At 34.5% G+C, this 23,067-nt stretch carries 17 protein-coding genes and 3 tRNA genes; 10 read left to right on the top strand and 10 right to left on the bottom strand.

Annotation, left to right across the window (positions count from 1 at the left end; translation table 11 throughout):
• The first annotated feature begins 66 nt into the window (after positions 1-66).
• From J2X31_RS05745 to J2X31_RS05735, 3 genes are all read left to right on the top strand, one after another.
• Positions 67-2,829, top strand: a complete 2,763-nt coding sequence (locus tag J2X31_RS05745; protein WP_310025158.1) for a T9SS type A sorting domain-containing protein — start codon at positions 67-69, stop codon at positions 2,827-2,829.
• Positions 2,830-3,021: 192 nt separating this feature from the next.
• Positions 3,022-4,284: a cysteate-C-fatty acyltransferase gene (gene capB / locus J2X31_RS05740; RefSeq protein ID WP_310025157.1), complete on the top strand. Its 1,263-nt coding sequence runs from the start codon at positions 3,022-3,024 to the stop codon at positions 4,282-4,284.
• An 84-nt stretch (positions 4,285-4,368) separates the two neighbouring features.
• On the top strand, positions 4,369-4,839 hold the full coding sequence (locus tag J2X31_RS05735; protein ID WP_310025156.1) for a hypothetical protein: 471 nt from the start codon (positions 4,369-4,371) through the stop codon (positions 4,837-4,839).
• An 87-nt stretch (positions 4,840-4,926) separates the two neighbouring features.
• On the opposite strand, the gene J2X31_RS05730 is transcribed toward J2X31_RS05735, so the two are convergent.
• Together J2X31_RS05730 and J2X31_RS05725 are read right to left on the bottom strand one after the other, a co-directional pair.
• On the bottom strand, positions 4,927-5,694 hold the full coding sequence (locus J2X31_RS05730) for a C40 family peptidase (RefSeq protein WP_310025155.1): 768 nt from the start codon (positions 5,692-5,694) through the stop codon (positions 4,927-4,929).
• Between the two features lie 95 nt (positions 5,695-5,789).
• Positions 5,790-6,968, bottom strand: a complete 1,179-nt coding sequence (locus J2X31_RS05725) for an acetyl-CoA C-acyltransferase (RefSeq protein ID WP_310025153.1) — start codon at positions 6,966-6,968, stop codon at positions 5,790-5,792.
• A gap of 365 nt (positions 6,969-7,333) precedes the next feature.
• Here J2X31_RS05725 and J2X31_RS05720 point away from each other — a divergent pair.
• The 3 genes from J2X31_RS05720 to J2X31_RS05710 all read left to right on the top strand — a co-directional run bounded on the left by J2X31_RS05720 (position 7,334) and on the right by J2X31_RS05710 (position 7,621).
• Positions 7,334-7,420: transfer RNA gene (locus J2X31_RS05720), tRNA-Ser, on the top strand.
• Between the two features lie 13 nt (positions 7,421-7,433).
• Positions 7,434-7,508, top strand: a tRNA-Pro gene (locus tag J2X31_RS05715).
• 39 nt (positions 7,509-7,547) lie between these two features.
• Positions 7,548-7,621: transfer RNA gene (locus J2X31_RS05710), tRNA-Arg, on the top strand.
• A 90-nt stretch (positions 7,622-7,711) separates the two neighbouring features.
• Here the strand turns inward: J2X31_RS05710 and J2X31_RS05705 are convergent.
• Positions 7,712-8,089, bottom strand: a complete 378-nt coding sequence (locus J2X31_RS05705; RefSeq protein WP_310025151.1) for a hypothetical protein — start codon at positions 8,087-8,089, stop codon at positions 7,712-7,714.
• A 94-nt stretch (positions 8,090-8,183) separates the two neighbouring features.
• On the opposite strand from J2X31_RS05705, the gene J2X31_RS05700 reads away from it, so the two are divergent.
• Positions 8,184-8,882, top strand: coding sequence for a M15 family metallopeptidase (locus J2X31_RS05700; protein WP_310025150.1), 699 nt, complete (start codon positions 8,184-8,186; stop codon positions 8,880-8,882).
• On the opposite strand, the gene J2X31_RS05695 is transcribed toward J2X31_RS05700, so the two are convergent.
• The 7 genes from J2X31_RS05695 to tsaD are packed head-to-tail and all read right to left on the bottom strand — an operon-like array spanning position 8,879 to position 15,898.
• Positions 8,879-9,454 carry a hypothetical protein gene (locus tag J2X31_RS05695; protein WP_310025149.1) on the bottom strand — a complete coding sequence of 192 codons (576 nt, stop codon included), beginning with the start codon at positions 9,452-9,454 and terminating at the stop codon, positions 8,879-8,881. The two genes, J2X31_RS05700 and J2X31_RS05695, sit on opposite strands and share 4 nt — an antisense overlap.
• Entirely contained in the window at positions 9,454-10,632 is a 1,179-nt protein-coding gene (locus J2X31_RS05690; protein ID WP_310025146.1) for a THUMP-like domain-containing protein, read from the bottom strand. The genes J2X31_RS05695 and J2X31_RS05690 overlap by 1 nt, the downstream gene beginning before the upstream one ends.
• A gap of 1 nt (position 10,633) precedes the next feature.
• Positions 10,634-11,725 (bottom strand): AI-2E family transporter, encoded by a 1,092-nt coding sequence (locus tag J2X31_RS05685; protein WP_310025145.1) that lies wholly within the window; start codon positions 11,723-11,725, stop codon positions 10,634-10,636.
• 7 nt (positions 11,726-11,732) lie between these two features.
• Positions 11,733-12,374, bottom strand: a complete 642-nt coding sequence (locus J2X31_RS05680; protein ID WP_310025144.1) for a DUF4159 domain-containing protein — start codon at positions 12,372-12,374, stop codon at positions 11,733-11,735.
• Positions 12,375-12,388: 14 nt separating this feature from the next.
• A complete protein-coding gene (locus J2X31_RS05675; RefSeq protein ID WP_310025142.1) occupies positions 12,389-14,119 on the bottom strand; it encodes a T9SS type A sorting domain-containing protein in 1,731 nt (576 codons plus the stop codon).
• Between the two features lie 45 nt (positions 14,120-14,164).
• Positions 14,165-14,869, bottom strand: a complete 705-nt coding sequence (locus J2X31_RS05670) for a 16S rRNA (uracil(1498)-N(3))-methyltransferase (RefSeq protein WP_310025141.1) — start codon at positions 14,867-14,869, stop codon at positions 14,165-14,167.
• Between the two features lie 6 nt (positions 14,870-14,875).
• Entirely contained in the window at positions 14,876-15,898 is a 1,023-nt protein-coding gene (gene tsaD / locus J2X31_RS05665; protein ID WP_310025140.1) for a tRNA (adenosine(37)-N6)-threonylcarbamoyltransferase complex transferase subunit TsaD, read from the bottom strand.
• 125 nt (positions 15,899-16,023) lie between these two features.
• Between tsaD and J2X31_RS05660 the strand changes: the two genes are divergently transcribed.
• The 3 genes from J2X31_RS05660 (at position 16,024) to gap (ending at position 22,840) form a co-directional block, all read left to right on the top strand.
• Positions 16,024-20,538 (top strand): translocation/assembly module TamB domain-containing protein, encoded by a 4,515-nt coding sequence (locus tag J2X31_RS05660; protein ID WP_310025139.1) that lies wholly within the window; start codon positions 16,024-16,026, stop codon positions 20,536-20,538.
• A gap of 205 nt (positions 20,539-20,743) precedes the next feature.
• The gene (pfkA, locus tag J2X31_RS05655) at positions 20,744-21,730 is read left to right on the top strand and encodes a 6-phosphofructokinase (protein ID WP_310025138.1); all 987 of its coding nucleotides are present in this window, start codon (positions 20,744-20,746) and stop codon (positions 21,728-21,730) included.
• Between the two features lie 105 nt (positions 21,731-21,835).
• Positions 21,836-22,840: a type I glyceraldehyde-3-phosphate dehydrogenase gene (gene gap, locus J2X31_RS05650; protein ID WP_310025137.1), complete on the top strand. Its 1,005-nt coding sequence runs from the start codon at positions 21,836-21,838 to the stop codon at positions 22,838-22,840.
• Positions 22,841-23,067 lie beyond the last annotated feature (227 nt).

Genomic DNA, 23,067 nt, shown 5'->3' with positions numbered 1-23,067 from the left:
TGCAACATGATAAAATAAAGCATGTTCTGTATTAAGTAATCTTAAACAACTCAAAATGACAATAAAATGAAAACAAAACAACTTAAAGTAATCATGATGCTACTTGTTTTAGTAGTAACCAATGATATTTTTTCGCAAACAGAAAGCTCATTTGTACGTAAACAACCCTTAGGCAATCAGTTCGTCGGGAGAAGTAATGCAGGTTTAATAGAATTTAATAATCACCTATACATTTATGGAGGTTTTACTGGAGCAAATATCCAAGACTTTGCAAAATATAATCTCTCCAATAATGATTTAACAAAATTGGAGCAAATGCCCACTTCGGGCACAAATAAAAAAGGCAAGTCAACTTTTAAAGTAGATAATTATATGTATCATTTTGATGTTTATGGTACTGGAGTTTCTAGATATAATTTGCAATCAGATGTTTGGGAATACAATATTGTTAGTATGCCTCCTGTGGCTTTCACAGCCGAGTCAGGTTTTGTCATTGGAGCTACTGTATATCTAACAACAAGCTACACGGGAAGTAATGCCTTTTGGGCATTCGATACCGAAAGTTTAACATGGGCACAAAAAGCAGATTATCCTGATGCAAGCGGAAAACGTGGAACTTTTGCTTTTACAGTTAACGGTAAAGGATATTATGGAGGAGGTAGAAATTATCAAACAGATGGCTGTACTACTAATTCACAACAACCTGGATGTTATTTTAATTATTTCTATGAATATGATCCAGAAACTAATGTTTGGGAACAAAAAGCTAATATGCCTCTTTCACTCGTTGGAGGTGTTGCTGTTGGAGTAGAAGGTAAAGGTTATGTAGGCTTAGGAACTAGAAATGATCCAGCATCACCTTACAATCAAGGAATAAATACGAACATTTGGTATGAATATAATCCGACAACTGATATTTGGACAGCCAAACAAAATTTCATGAATAGTGATTCTACTTCAGATTTTTATACGAGTATAAGTGAAGCCTCTATAACGGCTGTAGGTTCAGATATTTATGTATTTGGAGGGCATGTTCGATATTTTAGCTCTACTTATCTCAGTAATGATAATTTATATAAATATAACACATTGACAGATGAATGGACTTCAGTAGATGAAGAATTAGGTGGAAATCGTAAAGAAGCGATGGGGGTTTTTGTCAATGGAAAATTGTATGCAGGTGGAGGTCAAGATGGTGAGGAAACATCAGATTTTCATGAATACGACCCACAAAATGATTCTTGGCAACAAAAAGCTAGTTTTCCTATAAAATTTAGCAATGTTGGTGCAACAAGTATTGGAAATAAAGGCTATTTCATAGGTGGATACCAACGTGTAGGCCCTACAGGTAGTTCACTTTATACAAGTAAGTTTTTCGAATATGACGCTTCAAGCGATGTTTGGACAGAAAAAGAAAATTATCCGGGAGGCTCAAGAAGGTCTTTAGTGGTTGAAAATTACAACGATGAAGTTTATGCAGGTTTTGGCTTTAATGGAAGCGGAGGTTTTGTGCAAGGATTTTATAAATATAATCCAACTTCAGATACTTGGACACCTTTAGCTCTTCCTTCTTTTAATATTTCATATTCAAGTGGTTTTCACGCAAACAGTTTTGTGGCTGGCGATTATTTATATTTAATTGTAAACGGTGGTTCAGAAGGCATAAAAAAATACTCTTTTCAGAATAATGTATGGACAGATATTGCTATTGATTTGTACCAACATTTAAACAATCAATATGTTAATATGGCGTTTTCTTATGAAGGCAAAGGATATTTAGTTTTTAATGAAACATCAGATTCAATGAAAAAACTAATGGCGTTTAATACTGAAGACAACACCCTCTCATTTGTTTCGAAAATCCCTTTTTATGCTTCAAATCAGGTAATTGTAAAAGGTGATGATGGAGTTTTCTTTGCTTTCGGTGAGACGACTCTAGGAGATATAACAGGATACCAACATTCTAATCAATTATGGAAATGGATACCAAATCCTGAAATTTCAACCGAAACAGGAATTTATTTCGTTCAAAATAACACTTCTTCTTGCGGAATTACATTTTTGCAAGACCAGCATACTGTTGTAACCGATAATTCAGGTGATTTGTTTTTAAAATTGCAAGGAGGAACTCAAGGAAATGCAGTTTGCATCGAAGTGAATTCTATCAATGGCAATTATCGTGAACTTATTGGCGATTTTGGAGAAGGGACAACAACGGCTTTGTATGCAAACAAAAGTTTTTTGCAAAAATCAAGTCAGATTAATTCAGGAAATACAGTAAGATTATATTTTACAGATGAAGAATTAGAAGATTTTGTGACTTCTTTTAACACCACATATAACGAAACTAAAACCATTAACGATATAAAAATTATTAGTCATTATGATTCGAACAATGCTTTAAATGCAGATCACAATCCTTTAAATAATCTATTTTTTGCTACTAGTAATCCTACTCAAAGCTTATACAAAATTTTTAGCCCAACCATTGGTGATTATTCAAACGGAAAATATTTAGAAGCTCTTGCTAATACTGAAAATTCTTATTTATTAAAAGAAGTCTATGTGGTTTTGTTCTCCAATAATAATCTATCAGTAAATAATTTAAAATCTGATAAAATAAAAATCTATCCAAACCCTGTTTCAGACATGTTGTTCATCAAAATGGAAAATTTTGAATCTCTAACCCTTTTGGATTTATCGGGTAAACAATTATTAAAGCAAAACGAAAAAGCTGTTGATTTATCAGGTCTATCTTCCGGTATTTATGTCATCAACTTGGTTGATACAAATGGAAATAAATATATTGAGAAAGTCATAAAACAATAATCTCTTTTCGATAAATTTACAATGCAAACCAGTAGTAGAAAAATTTAGTACTGATTTGCATTTTTTTTTATCATCAAACTAAAAGACCGCCACAACTTGAGAAGCTTTTACATTATAAAATAAATTTTCCATTCCCATCCCATAATTATTTTTAAATCCTTATTTTTGCCACGTTTTTTAACACACAAAACAATGGTAAAAGATTTATTCGAAAGAATTCAAAACAATAAAGGTCCTTTAGGAAAATGGGCCTCACAAGCCGAAGGTTACTTTGTTTTTCCAAAACTAGAAGGAGAACTTGGACCAAGAATGCAATTTCAAGGAAAAAATATTTTAAACTGGAGTTTGAACGACTACTTGGGATTGGCAAATCACCCAGAAGTTCGTAAAGCCGATACAGAAGCTGCTGCTCAATATGGCGCGGCTTACCCAATGGGAGCCAGAATGATGTCCGGTCATACTTCGGCCCATGAACAATTAGAAAACGAATTGGCTGCTTTCGTAATGAAAGAATCTGCTTATTTATTAAATTTTGGCTACCAAGGAATAATGTCTTGTATTGACGCTTTGGTGACTAAAAATGACATTATTGTTTATGATGTTGATGCACATGCTTGTATTATCGATGGTGTTCGTTTGCACATGGGTAAACGTTTTACATACCGTCACAACGATTTGGAAAGCATGGAGAAAAATCTTCAACGTGCTACTAAAATGGCAATGGAAACGGGTGGTGGAATCCTTTTTATCACCGAAGGAGTTTTTGGAATGCGTGGTCAACAAGGAAAATTGAAAGAGATTGTGGCCATGAAAGAGAAATACAATTTCCGCTTATTGGTTGATGATGCTCACGGATTTGGAACATTAGGAAAAACGGGAGCTGGAGCAGGTGAGGAGCAAGGTTGTCAAGATGGAATTGATGTTTACTTTTCAACATTTGCAAAATCTATGGCAAGTATTGGAGCATTTCTGGCTGCCGATAAAGATATAATTGATTATTTGAAATACAATCTTCGTTCTCAGATGTTTGCAAAATCACTTCCGATGATTCAAACAATTGGTGCTTTGAAACGTTTAGAATTATTAAGAAATCATCCAGAGTTAAAAGATAAGCTTTGGGAAAACGTAAACGCTTTACAGTCTGGATTAAGAGATAGAAATTTTAATATTGGTGATACAAATACTTGTGTAACACCTGTTTATTTAGAAGGAAGCGTTCCGGAAGCAATGGTTATGGTAAACGATTTAAGAGAAAATTACGGTATTTTCTTATCCATTGTAATTTATCCGGTTATTCCAAAAGGAATTATCTTGTTGCGAATGATTCCTACAACTTCACATACTTTGTCTGATATTGATGAGACATTAACTGCATTTGAAGCCATTCGTGAGAAACTAGAAAATGGTACTTATAAGAAGATTGCCAATGCGACTAAAGTTGACTTAGATGCATAATTTTCAAGTTAAAACAATAACACAAAAACCATTCATTAATTTGAGTGGTTTTTTTGTATATTTATAATTCAAAATTCTAATAGGATGAAAAAGTCAGTTTTAGCATTTGCTGTAGTGCTTGTTATGATGGTTTCTTGTAAAAAAGAAGCCAAGGAAGAAGTGGTTATGCCAACCGTTCAGGACGAAATGCCGGTTGAAGAATCAGCTGTTATGGAATGTTATTCAGCTATCATAAAAAAAGATACGATTTCGTTGAATTTGACTGTAAAGGATAGCAGTCTTGAGCAAGGCGAACTGCATTATAATTTCTTCGAAAAAGATAAGAATCAAGGAACACTTACTGGAACATTTAAGGGAGATACACTTTTTGCAGACTACACTTTTATGTCCGAAGGCAAATCTTCTGTTCGAGAAGTGGTTTTCCTTAAAAAAGGCAACATCTTTATAGAAGGTTATGGAGATGTTGAAGAAAAAGATGGAAAAACTGTTTTCAAGGATAAAAAGAAATTATTTTTTGACAGCAAGATTGTTTTATCCAAAACGGATTGTAAGTAAAAACGGATTATATTTAAACATAAATTGCACTAATTTCTACAAATCTATTCGTGGAAATTAGTGCAATTTGTGTTTATTATTTATGAATTAAGAAGTAATTATTTTTTTAATTACCCTCAATTTGTGGGTGTGTCGATTGGTTTCTGAATTAAAAATTCCAAGATGATCCAATCTGTCGATCCTTACTTTTCCACTTGCGTGAATGATATAATTGTCGTCCATAATTATTCCAACGTGGATGATTTTTCCTTCTTCATTATCAAAAAAAGCCAAATCGCCAGGCTCGCTTTCTTCAATAAAACTTAAAGCTTCACCTTGTGTTGCCTGTTGTGAGGCATCTCTTAAAAGCTTGTGTCCGTTGAGTTTGTAAACCATCTGTGTAAATCCAGAACAATCAATGCCAAAAGGTGTTTTACCGCCCCATAAATAAGGAGCATTCATATACATAAAAGCTGTATTTACCAGATTTGATTTTGGTTTGATGCCACTAATCTTCATTCCTTCAAAATCAAAATTTTCCTTATTGATTTCAGTATGATTCAGAAATGACAAAGAGGAACCAAGTGGAATTGGCATCAACAGATTATTTGGGGCAGAAACATATTCTACCAAATCTGAATTCAAGATGATGGCATCTGTAGAAAGCTGATTGTATTCAGCTTCGGAAATAGGTTGGTATTGTTTGGTGTCTATCCAACCTTCATATTCATCAAATTGAAGTTTGATTTTTGTCCATTGCTTCTCCTGTTCCAATACTTTAAAATGTTCGCCAAATAAAACTTGGGAAACGATTTCGCTTCTATCGCTAGCTTCAGCTCTTAATGGGATGTTGGCCAGATTACAAATTCCGAACATTCAGTTTTCTTTAAAGTATAAATGATGAATTCTAAATTTTAAAATGAAATTAATCATTTAAAATCTAAAATTCACCATTCAAAGATATAAAAATTTTATGCTCTTTCGATAACAATTGCAGAAGCACCACCACCTCCGTTGCAAATTGCTGCGGCACCAATCTTGGCATTGTTTTGTTCCAATACATTAATCAGTGTAACAATGATTCTAACTCCCGAACATCCAAGAGGATGCCCTAAAGAAACAGCTCCACCATTAACGTTTACTTTAGCATTGTCAAGGCCTAAAATTTTTGAATTTGCTAATCCAACAACTGCGAAAGCTTCATTAAATTCAAAAAAGTCAACATCGCTGATGCTAATTCCAGCCTTGTCTAAAGCTTTAGGTAACGCTTTTGCAGGAGAAGTTGTGAACCATTTTGGCTCTTGTGCTGCATCTGCATAGCTTTTAATATAAGCCAAAGGTTTTAAGCCTAAAGCCAAAGCTTTTTCTTCGCTCATTAAAACTACAGCGGCAGCTCCATCATTAATTGTTGATGCATTTGCGGCAGTAACCGTTCCATCTTTTGTGAAAACTGGATTTAGAGCCGGAATCTTGTCTAGTTTTACATTTGTATATTCTTCGTCTTTGGTAACCATAATCGGATCGCCTTTTCTTTGCGGAACAGCAACCGGAACGATTTCATTGTCAAATTTTCCAGCATCCCATGCTTTTGCAGAACGCTCGTAGGATTGAATTGCAAAATTATCCTGTTCTTCTCTTGATATTTTATATTCGGTTGCACATAAATCGGCAGAAACTCCCATTGCATTATTGTCATAAGCATCTGTCAGTCCGTCTTTTTGCATGCCGTCAATCATCGAAGCTGGACCGAATTTATATCCATTTCTAAGGTGAACATAATGCGGGATCAAACTCATGTTTTCCATACCACCAGCAACTATAATTTCGGCATCTCCAGCCATAATAGCTTGAGCACCTTGCATTACGGCTTTCATTCCAGAAGCACAAACTTTATTGATAGTTGTTGCGATAACCGTGTTAGGTAAACCGGCCAAAAGAGCTGCCTGTCTTGCTGGAGCCTGACCAACACCTGCTTGAACAACATTCCCCATCAAAACTTCATCAACAGAATTTGGGTCTAAATTTATTTTTTCTAAAGCACCTTTTATAGCTACAGCACCTAATTGTGGAGCTGTAACAGTAGATAAAGCACCCATAAAACTTCCAATTGGCGTTCTTACTGCCGAAACGATTACAACTTTTTTATTCATAACAGGTTGATTGTTTGTTTAAGTTGCGAATTTAATCAATTTTTTAGTATTTATAAACGTGTTATTAAATTTACTTCAAAAAAAAGTTGATTTTTGTAGTAAATATAGATTTTAAGAGAATGCTATTGTAAAAAGCAGAAACATCTCTAGAAAACGTAATCTTTACAATAATTTTCATTAAAATTATTCAAAGACAATTGAATTCGGAAAGCTGCATATCAATATGCAAATAGTATTCTATTGATTGTGAGGAGTTTTATAGAGAATGAGAAAAAGTTGTAAAAAAAAACGTTTTTTTAGTTGTAAAATATAGAATGATACCCTACATTTGCAACCGCTTAAAAGATATACGTTCATTGAGCATTGGAGAGTTGCCTGAGTGGCCGAAAGGACATGTTTGCTAAACATGCGTATGGGAAACTGTACCAAGGGTTCGAATCCCTTACTCTCCGCTTTTTTGCATCTCGGGGTGTAGCGTAGCCCGGTTATCGCGCCTGCTTTGGGAGCAGGAGGCCGCAGGTTCGAATCCTGCCACCCCGACAAAACAAACTTTTTCCATTTAAGTTTTAAAAGAAAAATGGAGGCATAGCTCAGCTGGATAGAGCACCTGCCTTCTAAGCAGGCGGTCGAAGGTTCGAATCCTTCTGCCTTCACAAAAACCTCACTAGAAATAGTGAGGTTTTTTGTTTTACAAAGCTTTTATTTAAAAAAAAACTACTGGACTGCAGTAGTTTTAATTTGGATTACTTTTTGTCAATATAAGTTTTATTACCGTTTGAATTGATGTAGTACCTTCCACCTTTTGGTCCGGTATAAACCTTTTTTCCATTATAGGTTCCGGTTACTTTGTCTTTGTTGGCTGCATTTGCTTTTTTCTCTACCGCAGTTTCTTTTGCCACTTTTACATCTTTCTTGACGATTTCCTTTTTAGTTTGAGCATCCTTCTTTGCCTCTTTTGCCGTTTTGTCAGCTTCCGACTTGATTTCCTTTTTTGCTTTTGAAGCATCTTTTTTAATTTCGGCACTTTCTTGTTTTGCTTTCGATTTTACTTTTTTTACTTCTTGGGCATTTGTAAATACAGTAATAAACAACGCTATACAAATTACTAATAACTTTTTCATGATTTTTTAAATTTAATTGTTTTGTAAGAACTAAATTAGTGAAATAATTAATAGCATCAATCAAAATTATGAAATGCTATAACAATGCCTATTTATGAAATACATCTGCCTACTAGCTCTTGCACTATTATCTAACACATGCAAGAAAACTGAAACGATTGATTTTTCTCGAAATGATTCCACAAAAAAAGAATCAATTACAGAAAATATTCCGAACGATAAAAAAATAGAAAATGTAGTTTTAGAGGACACGGCATTTGTTAATCTAAAAGAATATAGCAAAGATTTTGTTTATGATATGAAATATGCAACCGAAGATAATTTCCTGAAGGCAAAAGTGTATGATTGTGCAGAATGCTACTTGCGACTAAAAACCGTTAGAGCACTCGTTGAAGCAAACAAAAGTTTTATGGAGCAAGGCTATCGAATTAAATTATATGATTGCTACAGGCCATTGGATATCCAAAAAAGGATGTGGAAAATAGTTTCGAACCCCAAATATGTTGCCGATCCAGCAAAAGGGTCAATTCACAATAGGGGTGGAGCCGTAGATATAACCTTGGTGGATTCTGATGGAAAGGAATTGGATATGGGAACCACTTTTGATCATTTCGGAATAGAGGCGAGCCATAACTATCAAAAACTGGATAAAAAGGTTATCCAAAACAGAAAAATATTAAAGGAAACGATGCAAAAACACAACTTCAAGATTTTTGAATCGGAGTGGTGGCATTATAATTTAAATAACGCTTCGACTGATAAATTATCGAATTTTAAATGGAAATGCGATTAGTTGTTTTCGATGCATTTTATATAATCGATAAAGTAATTTTCAGGATAATAGGTTTGGTTCATTAATTCGGATACAAGTTCTTTTTTGAAGATGTAATCCTGGACATCTGTCGCTGATTTGATGCGTATTAAAGAAACTGGAGACGATTTTAAATCTTCAAAAGAACCTTTCAAGAACATAAAATCACCGGTTAAAATTCTAGTATTCTTTTTTTCTTCTTCCACACGAACCATATTTCCGCAGGTTTCATTTTCGGTATGAACAAGCGTAATTATTTTTCCATTGACCAACTGAAGGTAAATTTTTGAATTGGCATCAAAACAAACAGCCTTAATAAAATCAGAACTCTTGTTTACCGTTTGAACTTTTAGATAGGGAGTTCCATCAACATTTACCAACGAAAAGAAAATATAAGTGGAGTTTCCCGCAAAGATGCGTTCGTGAACTAAATAGTCCTTCGTGGCTTTATAAGCTCCGATTGTATCCACAACATTAGTGCTGTAATCACAATCTTTTTGGGCGAAAGCCGTAAATTGAAAAAAGATAAAAAGGGTAAGTAATAGGGATTTCATTATTGATTTATTTTGGTGCAAATTAAAACTATTTTATCGTTATTCATATCAGTTGTAAAAAAACAATACTGATTTCCTCCGTCTTTTATTTTCCATTTTTTGCGAGTGGTTTCAACCGTTTCGGGAAAATTTCGGGTGGTGATATTGAATTTCTTGTTTTCAAAAATTTCCTTCATATTATTTTTATTGTAAGCAAACCTATCTTCAATTGCAAAAACTCTTCCAGGAAAGGCAATCAGTTCGCTTGAAGTGTAAAGATGTGAATGCTGATGGAGTTTATCCACCTTAAATTGATTGCAAATAGCATCAAAACCGCCCGATTTCATTATGGCACTATTCGGTTCGTAAAGATATTTCTTTGGTAAATCGTAAATAGGATCAGTATTTTCATCTAAAGCAAAATCGAAAATTTCAGTCTGTTTTGATAGATTAATGGTTTTAATAGAAATACTTCCATTATATGATTTATGAATTTCCCACAGTAATTCCTTTACTTCATTTTCAACTGCAACAATGTGTATTGTTTTTACATTTTTTAATTCTGATAATCCGGCCGAAATATCCAATATTGGAGCCGTTTTTATTAGGATTTTTTGAGAATAGGAAAAGTATAAATCAAGCAATTCAGGAACGTTTGGAAGGCAGTCTTTTAACATAAAAACCTTTCCTTTTGCATCATTTCTTCTGGATGGGTCAATATAAATCCAGTCGAATTTGGTGTTCAAGTTTTGTAAGACATCCAAGCTGTCGCCAGAAAGGCATTCGATATTTTCAATCTTTAATTTTTCAAAATTATGCTTTACAATTTCTGAAAGCTGTTCGTTAATTTCGCAATGAATAACTTTGTTTATCTGTTTTGAAAGATAATAATCATCAACGCCAAAACCGCCTGTCAAGTCAATCAGGCTTTCGCCAGAAACCAATGTCGATTTATAGAAAGCTGTTTTTTCTGAAGAAGTTTGCTCTACAGAAATTTTCGAAGGATAAATAATATTTTTAGTTGAAAACCAAGTGGGAAGCTTGTCTTTTGCTTTCGTTTTGGCAGAAATCTGATTTAAAATTTCCGTCCAATTGAATTCGGGAAACGGATTTTTTTGCAAAGCAAGTTTGGAAACATCTTTACCAATATTTTCATTGATAAATTCCTGTATTTCAGTATCTACTATCGAAAAATTCAAATCAGATATTTTTGGTAAGAATCTTTATTACTTTGTTTTCTGGAAAAAATTCTTTCCCTACAACTTTTAAAATTGTATAGATTGGAACGGCCAAGATCATTCCAAGAATTCCCGACATAAATCCTGCAATCAAGATTACCAGAAAAATTTCTAGCGGATGAGAATTGACACTGCTAGAAAAAATCAAAGGCTGGGAAACATTATTATCAATTACTTGAACGATCCAAAAACCTATTAAAATATAAATTGTAAGTGGTAGGATTTCCGTTTGAAAGTCGCTTCCTAGATTGCTAATCATTGTTAGAACCGCAGCCAAAACCGAACCAATCAAAGGACCGATATACGGGATAATATTTAAAATGGCACATAGGAATGCAATGATCAAAGCGTTTTCGATTCCAAAAATTAATAGAACAACCAGATACAAAACGAAGACAATCGATAATTGCAAAAGCAAACCAATAAAGTATCTCGAAAGCAAGATGTTGATTTTTTCTAGTGAATTTAGAATTTTATCCTCCTGACTGTCAGGTAGTATTTTTTTTGCACCAACAATAAACATCACTCTGTCCTTCAAAAAGAAAAAAGTAATGAATAAAACGGAAGCCAAACCCATTCCGAAACTACTGATAGTTCCAAGAATTGAATTCAAAAAGTTAGGGATAAAATTGAAATTTACCTTTGATGAAATATTAGCTTCCTTCAGCATTTGAGCTGAATCAATGTTATGATAGTCTAAAAAAGCAGTTATTTGGTTGGTAAGTTGAGTTATATTTTTTTCGATTTCTGTTGTATTCAAAAGCGAAAGACTTTGGCTTTGTGATGAAATAAGGGGAACAAACATCATGATAAACCCAGCAATTATCAAAATAAAAATAAAAAGGGTGGCGATTGTTCCAAAAAGATTATTGAATTTCAGCCGTCTTTTAAAGAAGTTTAAAATAGGATTTCCGATTAATGTAAGAATCAGAGCAACAACAAGATATATTATTACAACTTGTATTTGAAATAAAAAATAAAGAATCAATGCAACGATAACAATCGTGGCTAGGGCTCTTAAAATTCCATCTGAAATTGTTTTAGATGTTATCATATTTGAATTAATTATTGAAAATATAGTTGATGATATTGGCTCCCATTTTTAGTGCTTTTTGACGGACTTCAACAGGGTCGTTATTAACTTCTGGATCTTCCCAGCCGTCACCCAAATCAGTTTCATAAGTATATAAAAGGACTAATCTGTTTTCGATAAAAATCCCAAAAGCCTGTGGACGTTTTCCATCATGCTCATGAATTTTTGGAATTCCAGCAGGAAAAGAATACGGTTTTTGAAAAATGACATGATTGGCAGGGATTTCTACGAGTTCATTATTTGGAAATACTTTCTTGATTTCTTTACGGATGTATTGGTCCAAACCATAATTATCGTCAATATGCAAAAAACCGCCCGAAACCATATAATTTCTCAAATTCGTTACGTCATTATCATTGAAAACCACATTTCCATGGCCTGTCAAATGGACATAAGGATAGGAGAGTAAATCTGGGCTTCCAGGTTCTACAGTCGCTGGTTTTTGCTTGATTTTGGTATTGATATTCTGATTGCAAAACTTTATCAGATTTGGCAAAGAAGTCGGATTTGCATACCAATCGCCACCTCCGTTGTATTTTAGAAGTGCAATTTCCTGCGAAAATCCAAATGTGGAAACTAATAAAAATATGACAAAGTTTATTTTTTTCATTAAAAATAATGATTTTAGTTTTTGATGATTTTTGTGAATTGAATATTTTCTTCGGAATATATTTTTATAAGATAAACACCAGAACTAACATCCGATAAATCGACAAAAAGCTTGTTTGAAGAGTTGGTATTAGTAATTATTTTTTGTCCAAGTGAATTGTAGATTTCAATTAAAGAGATAGTGCTTTCAGCTTCTACATTCAAAGTGTTTTTTACTGGATTTGGATAAAATTTCACATTTTTCAGGGCATAGTTATTTATGCCTAAAGCAGAATAAACCGTTACAGCAAGCCTATTAGAAACTGGATTTGGATTTCGGGCCAAACTCTCACAACCAGCTTCGTTAGTTTGGGAAGCATAGTAGGTAACGTTTTCTTGCAAAGGCGTTGTGTTTGGAAGCAAATTCCCTTCAAATGCGTCGTCATACCATTGAATATTTTCACCAATCACCTCTAAATCTTGTAAAGTTTCACCAGGCATAAAACCTTGAGAAGCCAATCCTTGAGGTGCACTTGGTGGTTCTGAAGCAGAAATAGTAAATGAGAAAACATAATAGCATATTGAGTTAAAGTTCTCAATCCTCATATAAATTACTTCGTCCTCGACAAAAGTATAAGTTTCTGGAAATTGAATTTCACCACTTAACTCTTCAGCACCAGTTTGAGTTTGATGATAGGTAATAATGTAATCATCAGGATTCAAGCTATTTAGAACAGTTGAAGAATTTGTAGTCAAATCAACAGTAAATGGAGCATTTTCAGAGCAAATTACCAAATCAACAGGGTTTGAAAATCCTGGAGTTGGCTCAAAGTTGATGTCCAAACTCGAAGAAAAGTCAATCTGCGAACCATCACATTTATTGATACTCCTGGTAACGGTGATCGTATCGCCATCTTCAGGACAAATAGTAAGCGAATTTTGAGTTTCATTTGGCAGAGTAGCTCCATTCAAAGACCAAATAAAACTATTTGTCAAGGAACTTCCAGAAGGAGAAAATCGCCAAGCTTCGTTTGTAGTAATCCAGTTTCCTGTATTTCTACCTGTTGGTACAACAGCATTTGTACCTGCTTGATTTTGAATGCCTATTAATCCATTTCCAAAATTAGCACTTGTGCATGATGTTCTTTTTTTGACATAAACGTCAATTATATTCGTGGTTTCATAGAGAGCAATTTGATAAGTTTGAAGACCAGACGAACTACATTGATAAAGAGGTAGTTCATTATAATTAATTACAAAAACCCTATTCGGAGCTATTCCAGTTGTATAATAATTTATATTTTGAACAGTAAAATTTGAACTGGCTGTAATATCTGTATCTTGATATACTCCATAGATTGCATTCTTGATTGGGAAATTAACATTAGGAATTTGAGCAGTAAAAGCATAAGGACATTCTGTACTTGTCTGATTAAATGCCACAACTCCATTAGAACCAATTGCTGTATTTTGATATACATTACCATAGAAGCAAAATGAAAAGGGTAAAGATACAGGGGTAAATTGATCATCAAGACTTATATCAATCAAGGTTCCACCAGTAAAACTAAATAATGGATTGTAATTAATACTTGCAACACTGTATTGAGATGTGCTTTTCAAATCAAGATAATTTGTAGTAAGCTGAAAACAGTCGCCAGCATTACAAAGAGCTGTCGGAGTATCAATGTTTAAAAATATTAGATCTTGTTGAGCACTAGCACTAGAAACAACGAAAAACAGTAAAAAAAGTAGTGTTTTTTTCATAATTTAGATTTACTTAAATAATAATTTAATATAGTTTTAATTGTGTTATTCATTTACAAAAACAACACTATGGCAAGCCACAACAGCCGCTGTTTCAGTTCGTAATCTTGTATTTCCCAAAGATACAGGAATGTAATTGTTTTCTAATGCCATTTTTATTTCTTTATCAGAAAAATCGCCTTCAGGCCCAATTAGGATGGTGACATTTTCTTTTGGCTTTAAAACATCCTTCAACGATTTTTTATGGGTTTCCTCACAATGAGCAATCAAATTTAGGCCTTCATTTTTGATTTTTATAAAATCTTTAAACGAAATTGGTTCGTTTAATTTCGGAAGATAATATTGCAAGGATTGTTTCATTGCCGATTGGATGATCTTGTCGAAACGATCGGTTTTTATAAATTTTCTTTCCGAATGGTCACAGATTACAGGTGTAATTTCGGATATACCCATTTCGGTTGCTTTCTCCAAAAACCATTCATAGCGGTCGTTCATTTTTGTTGGAGCAACGGCCAAATGCAAATGATATTTCAAGGGTTCGCTTTTTTCAAATGAAACCATTTTAACCGAACATTTAGTATCCATTGCAATAACAATTTCAGTTTTAAATAAAAAACCTAAACCGTTGGTAACAAATAAAATATCACCTTGTTTTTTACGCATTACTTTCACAATGTGTTTGCTTTCTTCTTTGTCAAAAATAAAACTTTCAGTAGCTTCAGTAATCGTCGGATTGTAAAATAATTGCATAGTTTTTTAGAATTGTATTCTCGCTTTAGAAACTACCGTAGCGTCTTCGAAAGTTTCGGCTAGGAATTTTTGATACCCTACAATTCCAATCATTGCAGCGTTATCGGTTGTGTATTCAAATTTTGGAACAAAGGTTTTCCATCCGTATCTTTTTTCAGCTTCTTTCAAAGTCGTCCTGATGCCAGAATTTGCCGAAACACCTCCGCCAATTGCAATCTGTTTGATTCCGGTTTCCTTGACAGCCAATTTCAATTTATCCATCAAAATCTCAATAATCGTATGTTGGATTGATGCACAAATGTCATTGATGTTTTCTGATATAAAATCGGGATTTTCGGCTACTTTTTTTTGTATGAAATACAAGATGGCGGTTTTCAATCCGGAAAAACTGAAATCCAAACCGGGAACTTTTGGTTTTGTAAAAGCAAAAGCTTTTGGGTTTCCAAGTTGTGCATATTTATCCACCAAAGGACCTCCGGGATAAGGCAATCCAAGTATTTTTGCACTCTTGTCAAATGCCTCTCCAACAGCATCATCGGTAGTTTCCCCGATAATTTCCATATCAAAAAAATGATTCACTTTCACGATTTGAGTATGTCCGCCAGAAATCGTCAAGGCAAGAAAAGGAAAAGTGGGTTTGTCAAATCCTTCTTCATCGATGTAATGAGCTAAAATATGAGCATGCATATGGTTTACAGCAATCAACGGAATGTTTAAAGCCAAGGACAAAGACTTTGCAAACGAACTTCCCACCAAAAGCGACCCCATCAACCCTGGACCTTGGGTGAAGGCAATTGCCGAAAGTTCTTCTTTTGTTATGTTGGCTTTTTTTAGTGCGGCATTAATTACGGGAACAATATTTTGCTGATGGGCTCTTGAAGCAAGTTCAGGAACAACACCTCCAAATTCGTTGTGAATCAGCTGATTTGCCACGACATTCGAAAGTACTTTGTCATCTTTCAATACAGCAGCGGCGGTATCATCACAGGAACTTTCAATTGCTAATATAAAAACAGGCTTTTGAGGCATAATAAAGGGCACGAATTTTGAGTTATATTTGACAATTAGATGCAAAAATTCTCTAATTTTACATCGATTACAAAAATAGAGATTTTTATCGAAGCTTCTCCATTTCCCTACTCAAAATAAATTTTTTGGAAAAAGTAACAAAGGTATCAAGATTTAGAAGGATCAAGAAAATAGTATTTCGAGTTTTACTCGGATTGATATTGTTTTTGTTGCTTTCCGGTATCTTGCTTTCATTGCCTGTAGTTCAAACAAAAATCGGGAATTATGTTACCAATATGCTCAATGAAGATTATGGGACGGATATAAACGTAGAGCAGGTTGCCGTTTCTATTTTTGGAGGGGTAAAGTTGAAAACCGTAATGATCAGAGACCATCACAAGGATACTCTTATTTATGCCAACCGAATCAAAACCAATATTTTAGACATCAGTAAAATGATAGAGGGTGATTTGCTTTTTGGTGACATCCGACTAGACGGATTGGTTTTTAACCTTAAAAACTACAAAGGCGAAAAAGACACCAACCTCGATCGGTTTATTGATCTTTTTGATGATGGAAAACCATCGACTTCCAAGAAAAAATTTCTGCTTCAAGCGAAAAATGCTTATTTCACCAACAGCCGTTTTATGGTTATTGATGAAAATATCAAAGACCCAAAAAGCGTTGATTTCACCAAATTAAATGCTTCCTTAAACAATTTCAAGATATACGGTCCCGATGTTTCGGCCAAAATCAACAAAATGTCATTCAAGGACCATCGAGGTCTGTTTGTTGAAAATTTGAGTTCAAAATTCAGCTATTCCAAAACCAGTATTGTTCTGGAAGATTTGGATTTAACCACAAAAGAGTCCTTTTTTAAAGGAAAAGTGGTTTTAAAATACAATCGTGAAGATTTTAAAGATTTCAACAACCGTGTGGTTTTTGATGTAAAAATTGATGAATCTACACTTGCTACAAACGATATCCGATATTTTTATGACGAATTAGGAAAAAATCAGAAATTTGATTTGAAGGCAAAAATCGATGGAACGCTTAATGATCTTACTTTCAAAAATTTAAAGCTGGTTGATGAAAAAAATTCGCAAATTATTGGAAATGTAAATTTCAAAAACCTTTTAGGGAAAGGAGGACAGGAATTTTATATGAAAGGTGATTTTTATAAAGTAAGTTCCAATTATGACGATTTGGTTGCTTTATTGCCAAATGTTCTTGGGAATAAATTACCCACGTCGCTTGAGAATCTCGGACAGTTCAATTTGGTTGGAACGGCTGAAATTACAAAGAAAACCATCACGACCGATTTTTTCATGTCAACCGCTATCGGGAATATCAAATCGAATTTAGAAATGACCGATATCGATAATATTGATAATGCTTCCTATATTGGAAATGTAGAGTTGGACAATTTTAATATTGGAAAATTCCTTGACGAAAAAGAAATAGGAAAAGCAAGCCTGAATCTTGATGTGGATGGAAAAGGATTCACCAAGAAATATCTGAACACAGTTGTTAGCGGAAAGATTTCCAAGCTTAATTATAACAAATATACCTACACCAATATAAATGTTGACGGAAATTTCAAGAACCCTATTTTTAAGGGACGATTAAACATAAACGACCCAAATTTGTTGATGGATTTTGATGGTTTGGTGGATTTGAGCAAAAAAGATCTACGCTATGATTTTCATACCAAAATTGATTATGCCGATTTAAAGAAGTTGAATTTTATGAAAGATTCAATCTCGGTTTTCAGAGGCGATATCGTGATGAATATTTCTGGAAACAACATTGATGATCTTGAGGGAATTGTGAAAATTTCTCAAACTGCCTATAACAATCAAAAAGACAATTACATTTTTGATGATTTTACTCTCGAATCTTCTTTTGATGCCAATCGCGAACGAACCATCACCATAAATTCTCCGGATATTATCGAAGGAAAATTGGTTGGAAAATTCAAATTCAACCAGCTGTTCAAAATGGCTCAAAATGCAGCGGGAAGTTTATACGCCAATTATGAACCGCATAAAGTTTCAAAAGGACAATATCTCAAGTTCAATTTCAGTGTTTACAATAAGATCATTGAAATCTTCTACCCAGGAATTGAAATTGGTGCCAATACATTCATTCGGGGAAGCATCAATTCGGATAAAGACGAATTCAAACTGGTCTTCAATTCGCCTGGAATCAAAGCTTTTGATAATTATTTTGATAAGATAAAAATTGACATCGACAATAAAAACCCACTCTACAATGCTTATGTCGAGATGGATACCATCAGAACTAAATATTATAAATTTTCAGAATTCAGTTTTATAAATGTTACTTCAAACGACACTTTATTTGCCAGAACAGAATTTAAGGGCGGCAAAAAAGCAGATGATTTTTTTAATTTGAACTTTTATCATACAATTGATAAGGATAACAATAGCGTTGTTGGTTTGAAAAAATCCGAAGTGCAATTCAAAGATTATCTGTGGTTTTTAAATGAAGATGAAACCGATGATAACAAGGTTATTTTTGATAAGAAGCTGAAAAATTTTGCCATCGAGAATTTTGTAATGACCCATGAAAACCAAAAAATAGAGTTGATGGGGAAATTGCGGGATTCAACTTTCAAGGATTTACAATTGAATTTTGAAAACGTAAATCTCGGCAAGATTATACCATCCATTGACAGTCTTGAAGTGGCTGGTAATTTGAACGGGAAGATAGATTTCAAACAAAATAATAATGTTTACAGGCCAACCGCTTCGGTTCAGGTTGATAGTTTGCATGTTAATGATATTGAATTAGGAAATCTAAATGTTGATATTACAGGAAACGATTCTTTCAGTAAATTCACAATAGATTCGAGTTTGGAAAACAAAAATCTGAAGTCTTTCTTGGCAGAAGGAACTTTTTCGATAGAAAATAAGCAAACCATCATGGATTTGGATTTGAGGTTCGATCAATTTAATTTGGCCACTTTGAGTCCGCTCGGAGGAACCGTCATTTCCAATATTAGGGGATTTGTTTCGGGAACATCCAATATTTCAGGGAATATAAAAACGCCAGAAGTCAACGGAAGGCTTTTTCTCGACAAGGCGGGTTTGAGAATTCCGTATCTGAATGTTGATTATGCCTTCAAAGAAAGTTCGATTATTGATTTGGCAGAAAACCAATTTATCTTCCAGAATGCAATTTTGGTGGACACAAAGCATGACACTCGGGGAAGAATCAATGGAGTGATCAAGCATAAAAATTTCTCGAATTGGAATCTTGATTTAACCATTGATAGTGATCGATTACTTGCTTTAGATACAAAAGATTCCGAAGATGCAGCCTATTATGGTACAGCTTTTATTGATGGAACGGCTAAACTTTCAGGACCAACAGACGGACTTTTTATTGAAGTTGTGGCCGAATCTAAAAGCGGTACCCAGTTAAAGATTCCTATTAATAATGCAGAATCTGTAGGAAATAAAAGTTTTATGCACTTCTTGACGCCCGAAGAAAAATACAATCTTCAAAAAGGAATTTTGGGTCAAGTTCGAGATTATAAAGGTTTGGAATTGAAATTTGAATTGGATGTAACTCCCGAAGCTGAAATCGAGGTAATATTGGATCGAGAAACAGGCCACGGAATGAAGGCTAGAGGAAACGGAACACTCTTGCTGGAAATCAATACTATGGGAAAATTCAATATGATTGGAGATTATCAGGTTTATGAGGGTTCCTATAATTTCCGCTACCGAGGTTTGATTGACAAGCGTTTGGATGTGAAGAAATTCAGTACAATTGTTTGGGAAGGCGATCCGATGAGAGCCCGATTAAACTTGGAAGCGATTTATAAAACCACTGCAAATCCATCAGTATTATTGGATAATCCATCGGTAAACAGAAAAGTTCCTGTAGAAGTAGGAATCGGAATTACAGGAAGTTTGAGTAGTCCTGAACCTGATTTCAGCATCAATTTCCCAACCATAAGTTCTGTGCTGAAATCTGAAATCCAGACCAAGTTAGGGGACAAGGATATTCGTCAGACTCAAGCTTTAACGTTATTAAGTACGGGAGGATTCTTGAGCCAAGATGGTGTAAATCAAAGTGCAATTGCTCAAAACCTTTTTGAAACGGCTGGTGGTATTTTTGATGACATCTTTCAAAATCCAGACGATAAGGTAAAAGTTGGAATCGATATTGTTTCTGCAGATAGAACTCCAGGAAACGAAGCCGATGGTTCGGTTGGAGTAACGGTTTCAACCCAGGTTAATGAAAGGATTTCCATTAATGGTAAAGTTGGGGTTCCTGTTGGAGGAATTAACGAATCTGCAATTGTCGGTAATGTAGAAGTGCAATATCGAGTAAATGAAGATGGAAGTTTGAACCTTCGTGTTTTCAATAGAGAAAATGACATTAATTATATAGGAGAAGGAATTGGCTATACCCAAGGAATCGGTATTACTTATGAAGTCGATTTTGATACCTTCAAGGAATTGGTCAACAAAATTTTCAAGAACCATCAGTTGGACAAAGTTAAGATTGAGGATGATATTATCCCTGATTCTGAAATCGCTCCAGAGTATATGAGTTTCCCTGAAAAGAAGAAGAAAACCGAGCCTAAAAACAATGCTGAAGCAATACCTTCAAAAGAGGACTGATAATTCAATAATTCTTTATTTGATTAAATTTTGATTGCGAAACCAAATTATTCGTAATTTTTCTACTATTTTTTCTTTATAAATCCTCCATAATTAAAAACTTATCAACGAAAACGTTTGAAATGTTACTACTGTATTAAATTATTAATAACGTACTATCTTTAATTGGTTTTGTTTGTTAAATTAGCATTTTAATATTAAAAAAATGTCAAAAACAATAAAAAAGATCGGGGTTCTAACCTCTGGTGGTGATTCGCCGGGAATGAATGCCGCTATACGTTCTGTTGTAAGGACTTGTGCTTTTCACGGCATCGAATGTATAGGAATTTATAGAGGTTATCAAGGTATGATTGAAGGCGACTTCAAAGAAATGGGGCCTCGTTCTGTAAACAATATTGTAAACAAAGGCGGAACCATTCTAAAATCGGCCCGTTCAAAAGAATTCATGACGCCAGAAGGTCGAAAAAAAGCCCACGAAAACCTAGTAAAAGCGGGAGTTGATGCTCTAGTTGTCATAGGTGGAGACGGTAGTTTTACAGGTGCCGAAGTTTTCAATAATGAATACAATTACCCAGTAATGGGAATTCCGGGAACTATCGATAATGATATTTTTGGAACAAGCCACACTTTAGGATACGATACCGCTTTGAACACCGTTGTAGAGTGCATCGATAAGATTCGAGATACGGCAAGTTCACACAACCGTCTTTTCTTTGTAGAAGTTATGGGCCGCGATGCCGGACATATCGCTTTAAATGCCGGAATCGGAGCTGGAGCCGAAGAAATCCTTATTCCAGAAGAAGATTTAGGTTTAGACAGATTGTTGGAATCACTTCAAAAAAGTAAAGCTTCTGGAAAATCTTCAAGCATCGTTGTTGTTGCCGAAGGTGATAAGATGGGCAAGAATGTTTTTGAATTGAAAGATTACATCGAACAGCATCTGCCAGAATACGACATCCGTGTTTCCGTTCTGGGACACATGCAAAGAGGTGGAGCACCGTCTTGCTACGACAGGGTTTTGGCAAGTAGGTTAGGAGTGAAGGCAGTCGAATCTATATTGGAAGGAAAATCAAACTACATGGTCGGAATCCTTCAGGACGAAGTGACTTTAACGCCATTGGAACAAGCCATCAAAGGCCATTATCCAATCGACAGAGAATTATTGAGAGTATCAGATATAATGTCAACATAAAAATATTTAAGGTTGAATGTTTAAAAGTGAGGAAATTTAAACAACGAAGCTTAACACTAAACAAACAAATTAAATAATCGGCCTAAAGCCAGAAAGCAACAAAAAATGTCAAAAGTAAAATTAGGAATTAACGGATTTGGAAGAATTGGAAGAATCGTTTTCAGAGAAACTTTCAACAGAGATAACGTAGAAGTTGTAGCCATCAACGATTTATTAGATGTAGATCATTTGGCCTATTTATTAAAATACGATTCAGTTCACGGTCGTTTCAACGGAACTGTAGAAGTAAAAGAAGGAAAATTATATGTAAACGGAAGAAACATCCGTATCACAGCCGAAAGAAATCCAGCCGACTTAAAATGGAACGAAGTTGATGTTGATGTAGTTGCAGAATGTACAGGTATCTTCACAACTATCGAAACGGCAAACGAACACATCAAAGGTGGTGCGAAAAAAGTAATCATTTCAGCACCATCTGCAGATGCTCCAATGTTTGTAATGGGAGTAAACCATGAAGCAGCAAAAGCTACAGATTTAGTAGTTTCTAACGCATCTTGCACAACAAATTGCTTGGCTCCATTGGCAAAAGTAATCCACGATAATTTTGAAATTGTTGAAGGTTTGATGACCACCGTTCACGCAACAACATCAACACAAATGACAGCCGATGGTCCTTCGAAAAAAGACTGGAGAGGTGGTCGTGCCGCAAGCGTAAACATTATTCCATCATCAACCGGAGCTGCAAAAGCAGTTGGAAAAGTAATACCAGAATTAAACGGAAAATTAACAGGAATGTCATTCAGAGTTCCAACTGTTGACGTTTCTGTAGTAGATCTAACCGTAAAAGTAGCCAAAGAAACTTCTTACGAAGAAATAATGGCTGTTTTGAAGAAAGCATCAGAAACAGACATGAAGGGCATCATCGGATATACGGAAGATGCTGTGGTTTCTCAAGATTTCATTTCAGACACAAGAACTTCAATCGTTGATGCAACTGCAGGAATCGGTTTGAATTCAACGTTCTTCAAAATCGTATCTTGGTACGATAACGAATACGGATATTCAAGCAAACTAATTGATTTATCAGTTCACATTGCAGGTTTAAAATAATTTATATATTTACAAAATCCCGTTGGTGTTCTATTGACGGGATTTTTTTATTTAGGAGCGAATCGCTCGGGCATTTTTGGAATCGATATTCCCGCTTTCCGTTCCAATCTTTTCTTTTTTTAAAGAAAAAAAAGAAAAGGATTTCCTCTTCAATCGGGGCTAAACAAAAAACTAAAGTTATCAGAATAAATTAAAGCTACTAACTAATCAGCTTTAAATACAATTCA

This window comes from Flavobacterium arsenatis, assembly GCF_031456785.1.
GTDB classification, from domain to species: Bacteria; Bacteroidota; Bacteroidia; order Flavobacteriales; family Flavobacteriaceae; genus Flavobacterium; species Flavobacterium arsenatis.
Note: the sequence above shows the minus strand (reverse complement) of the source record. Positions and strands in the feature narration are given on the sequence as shown.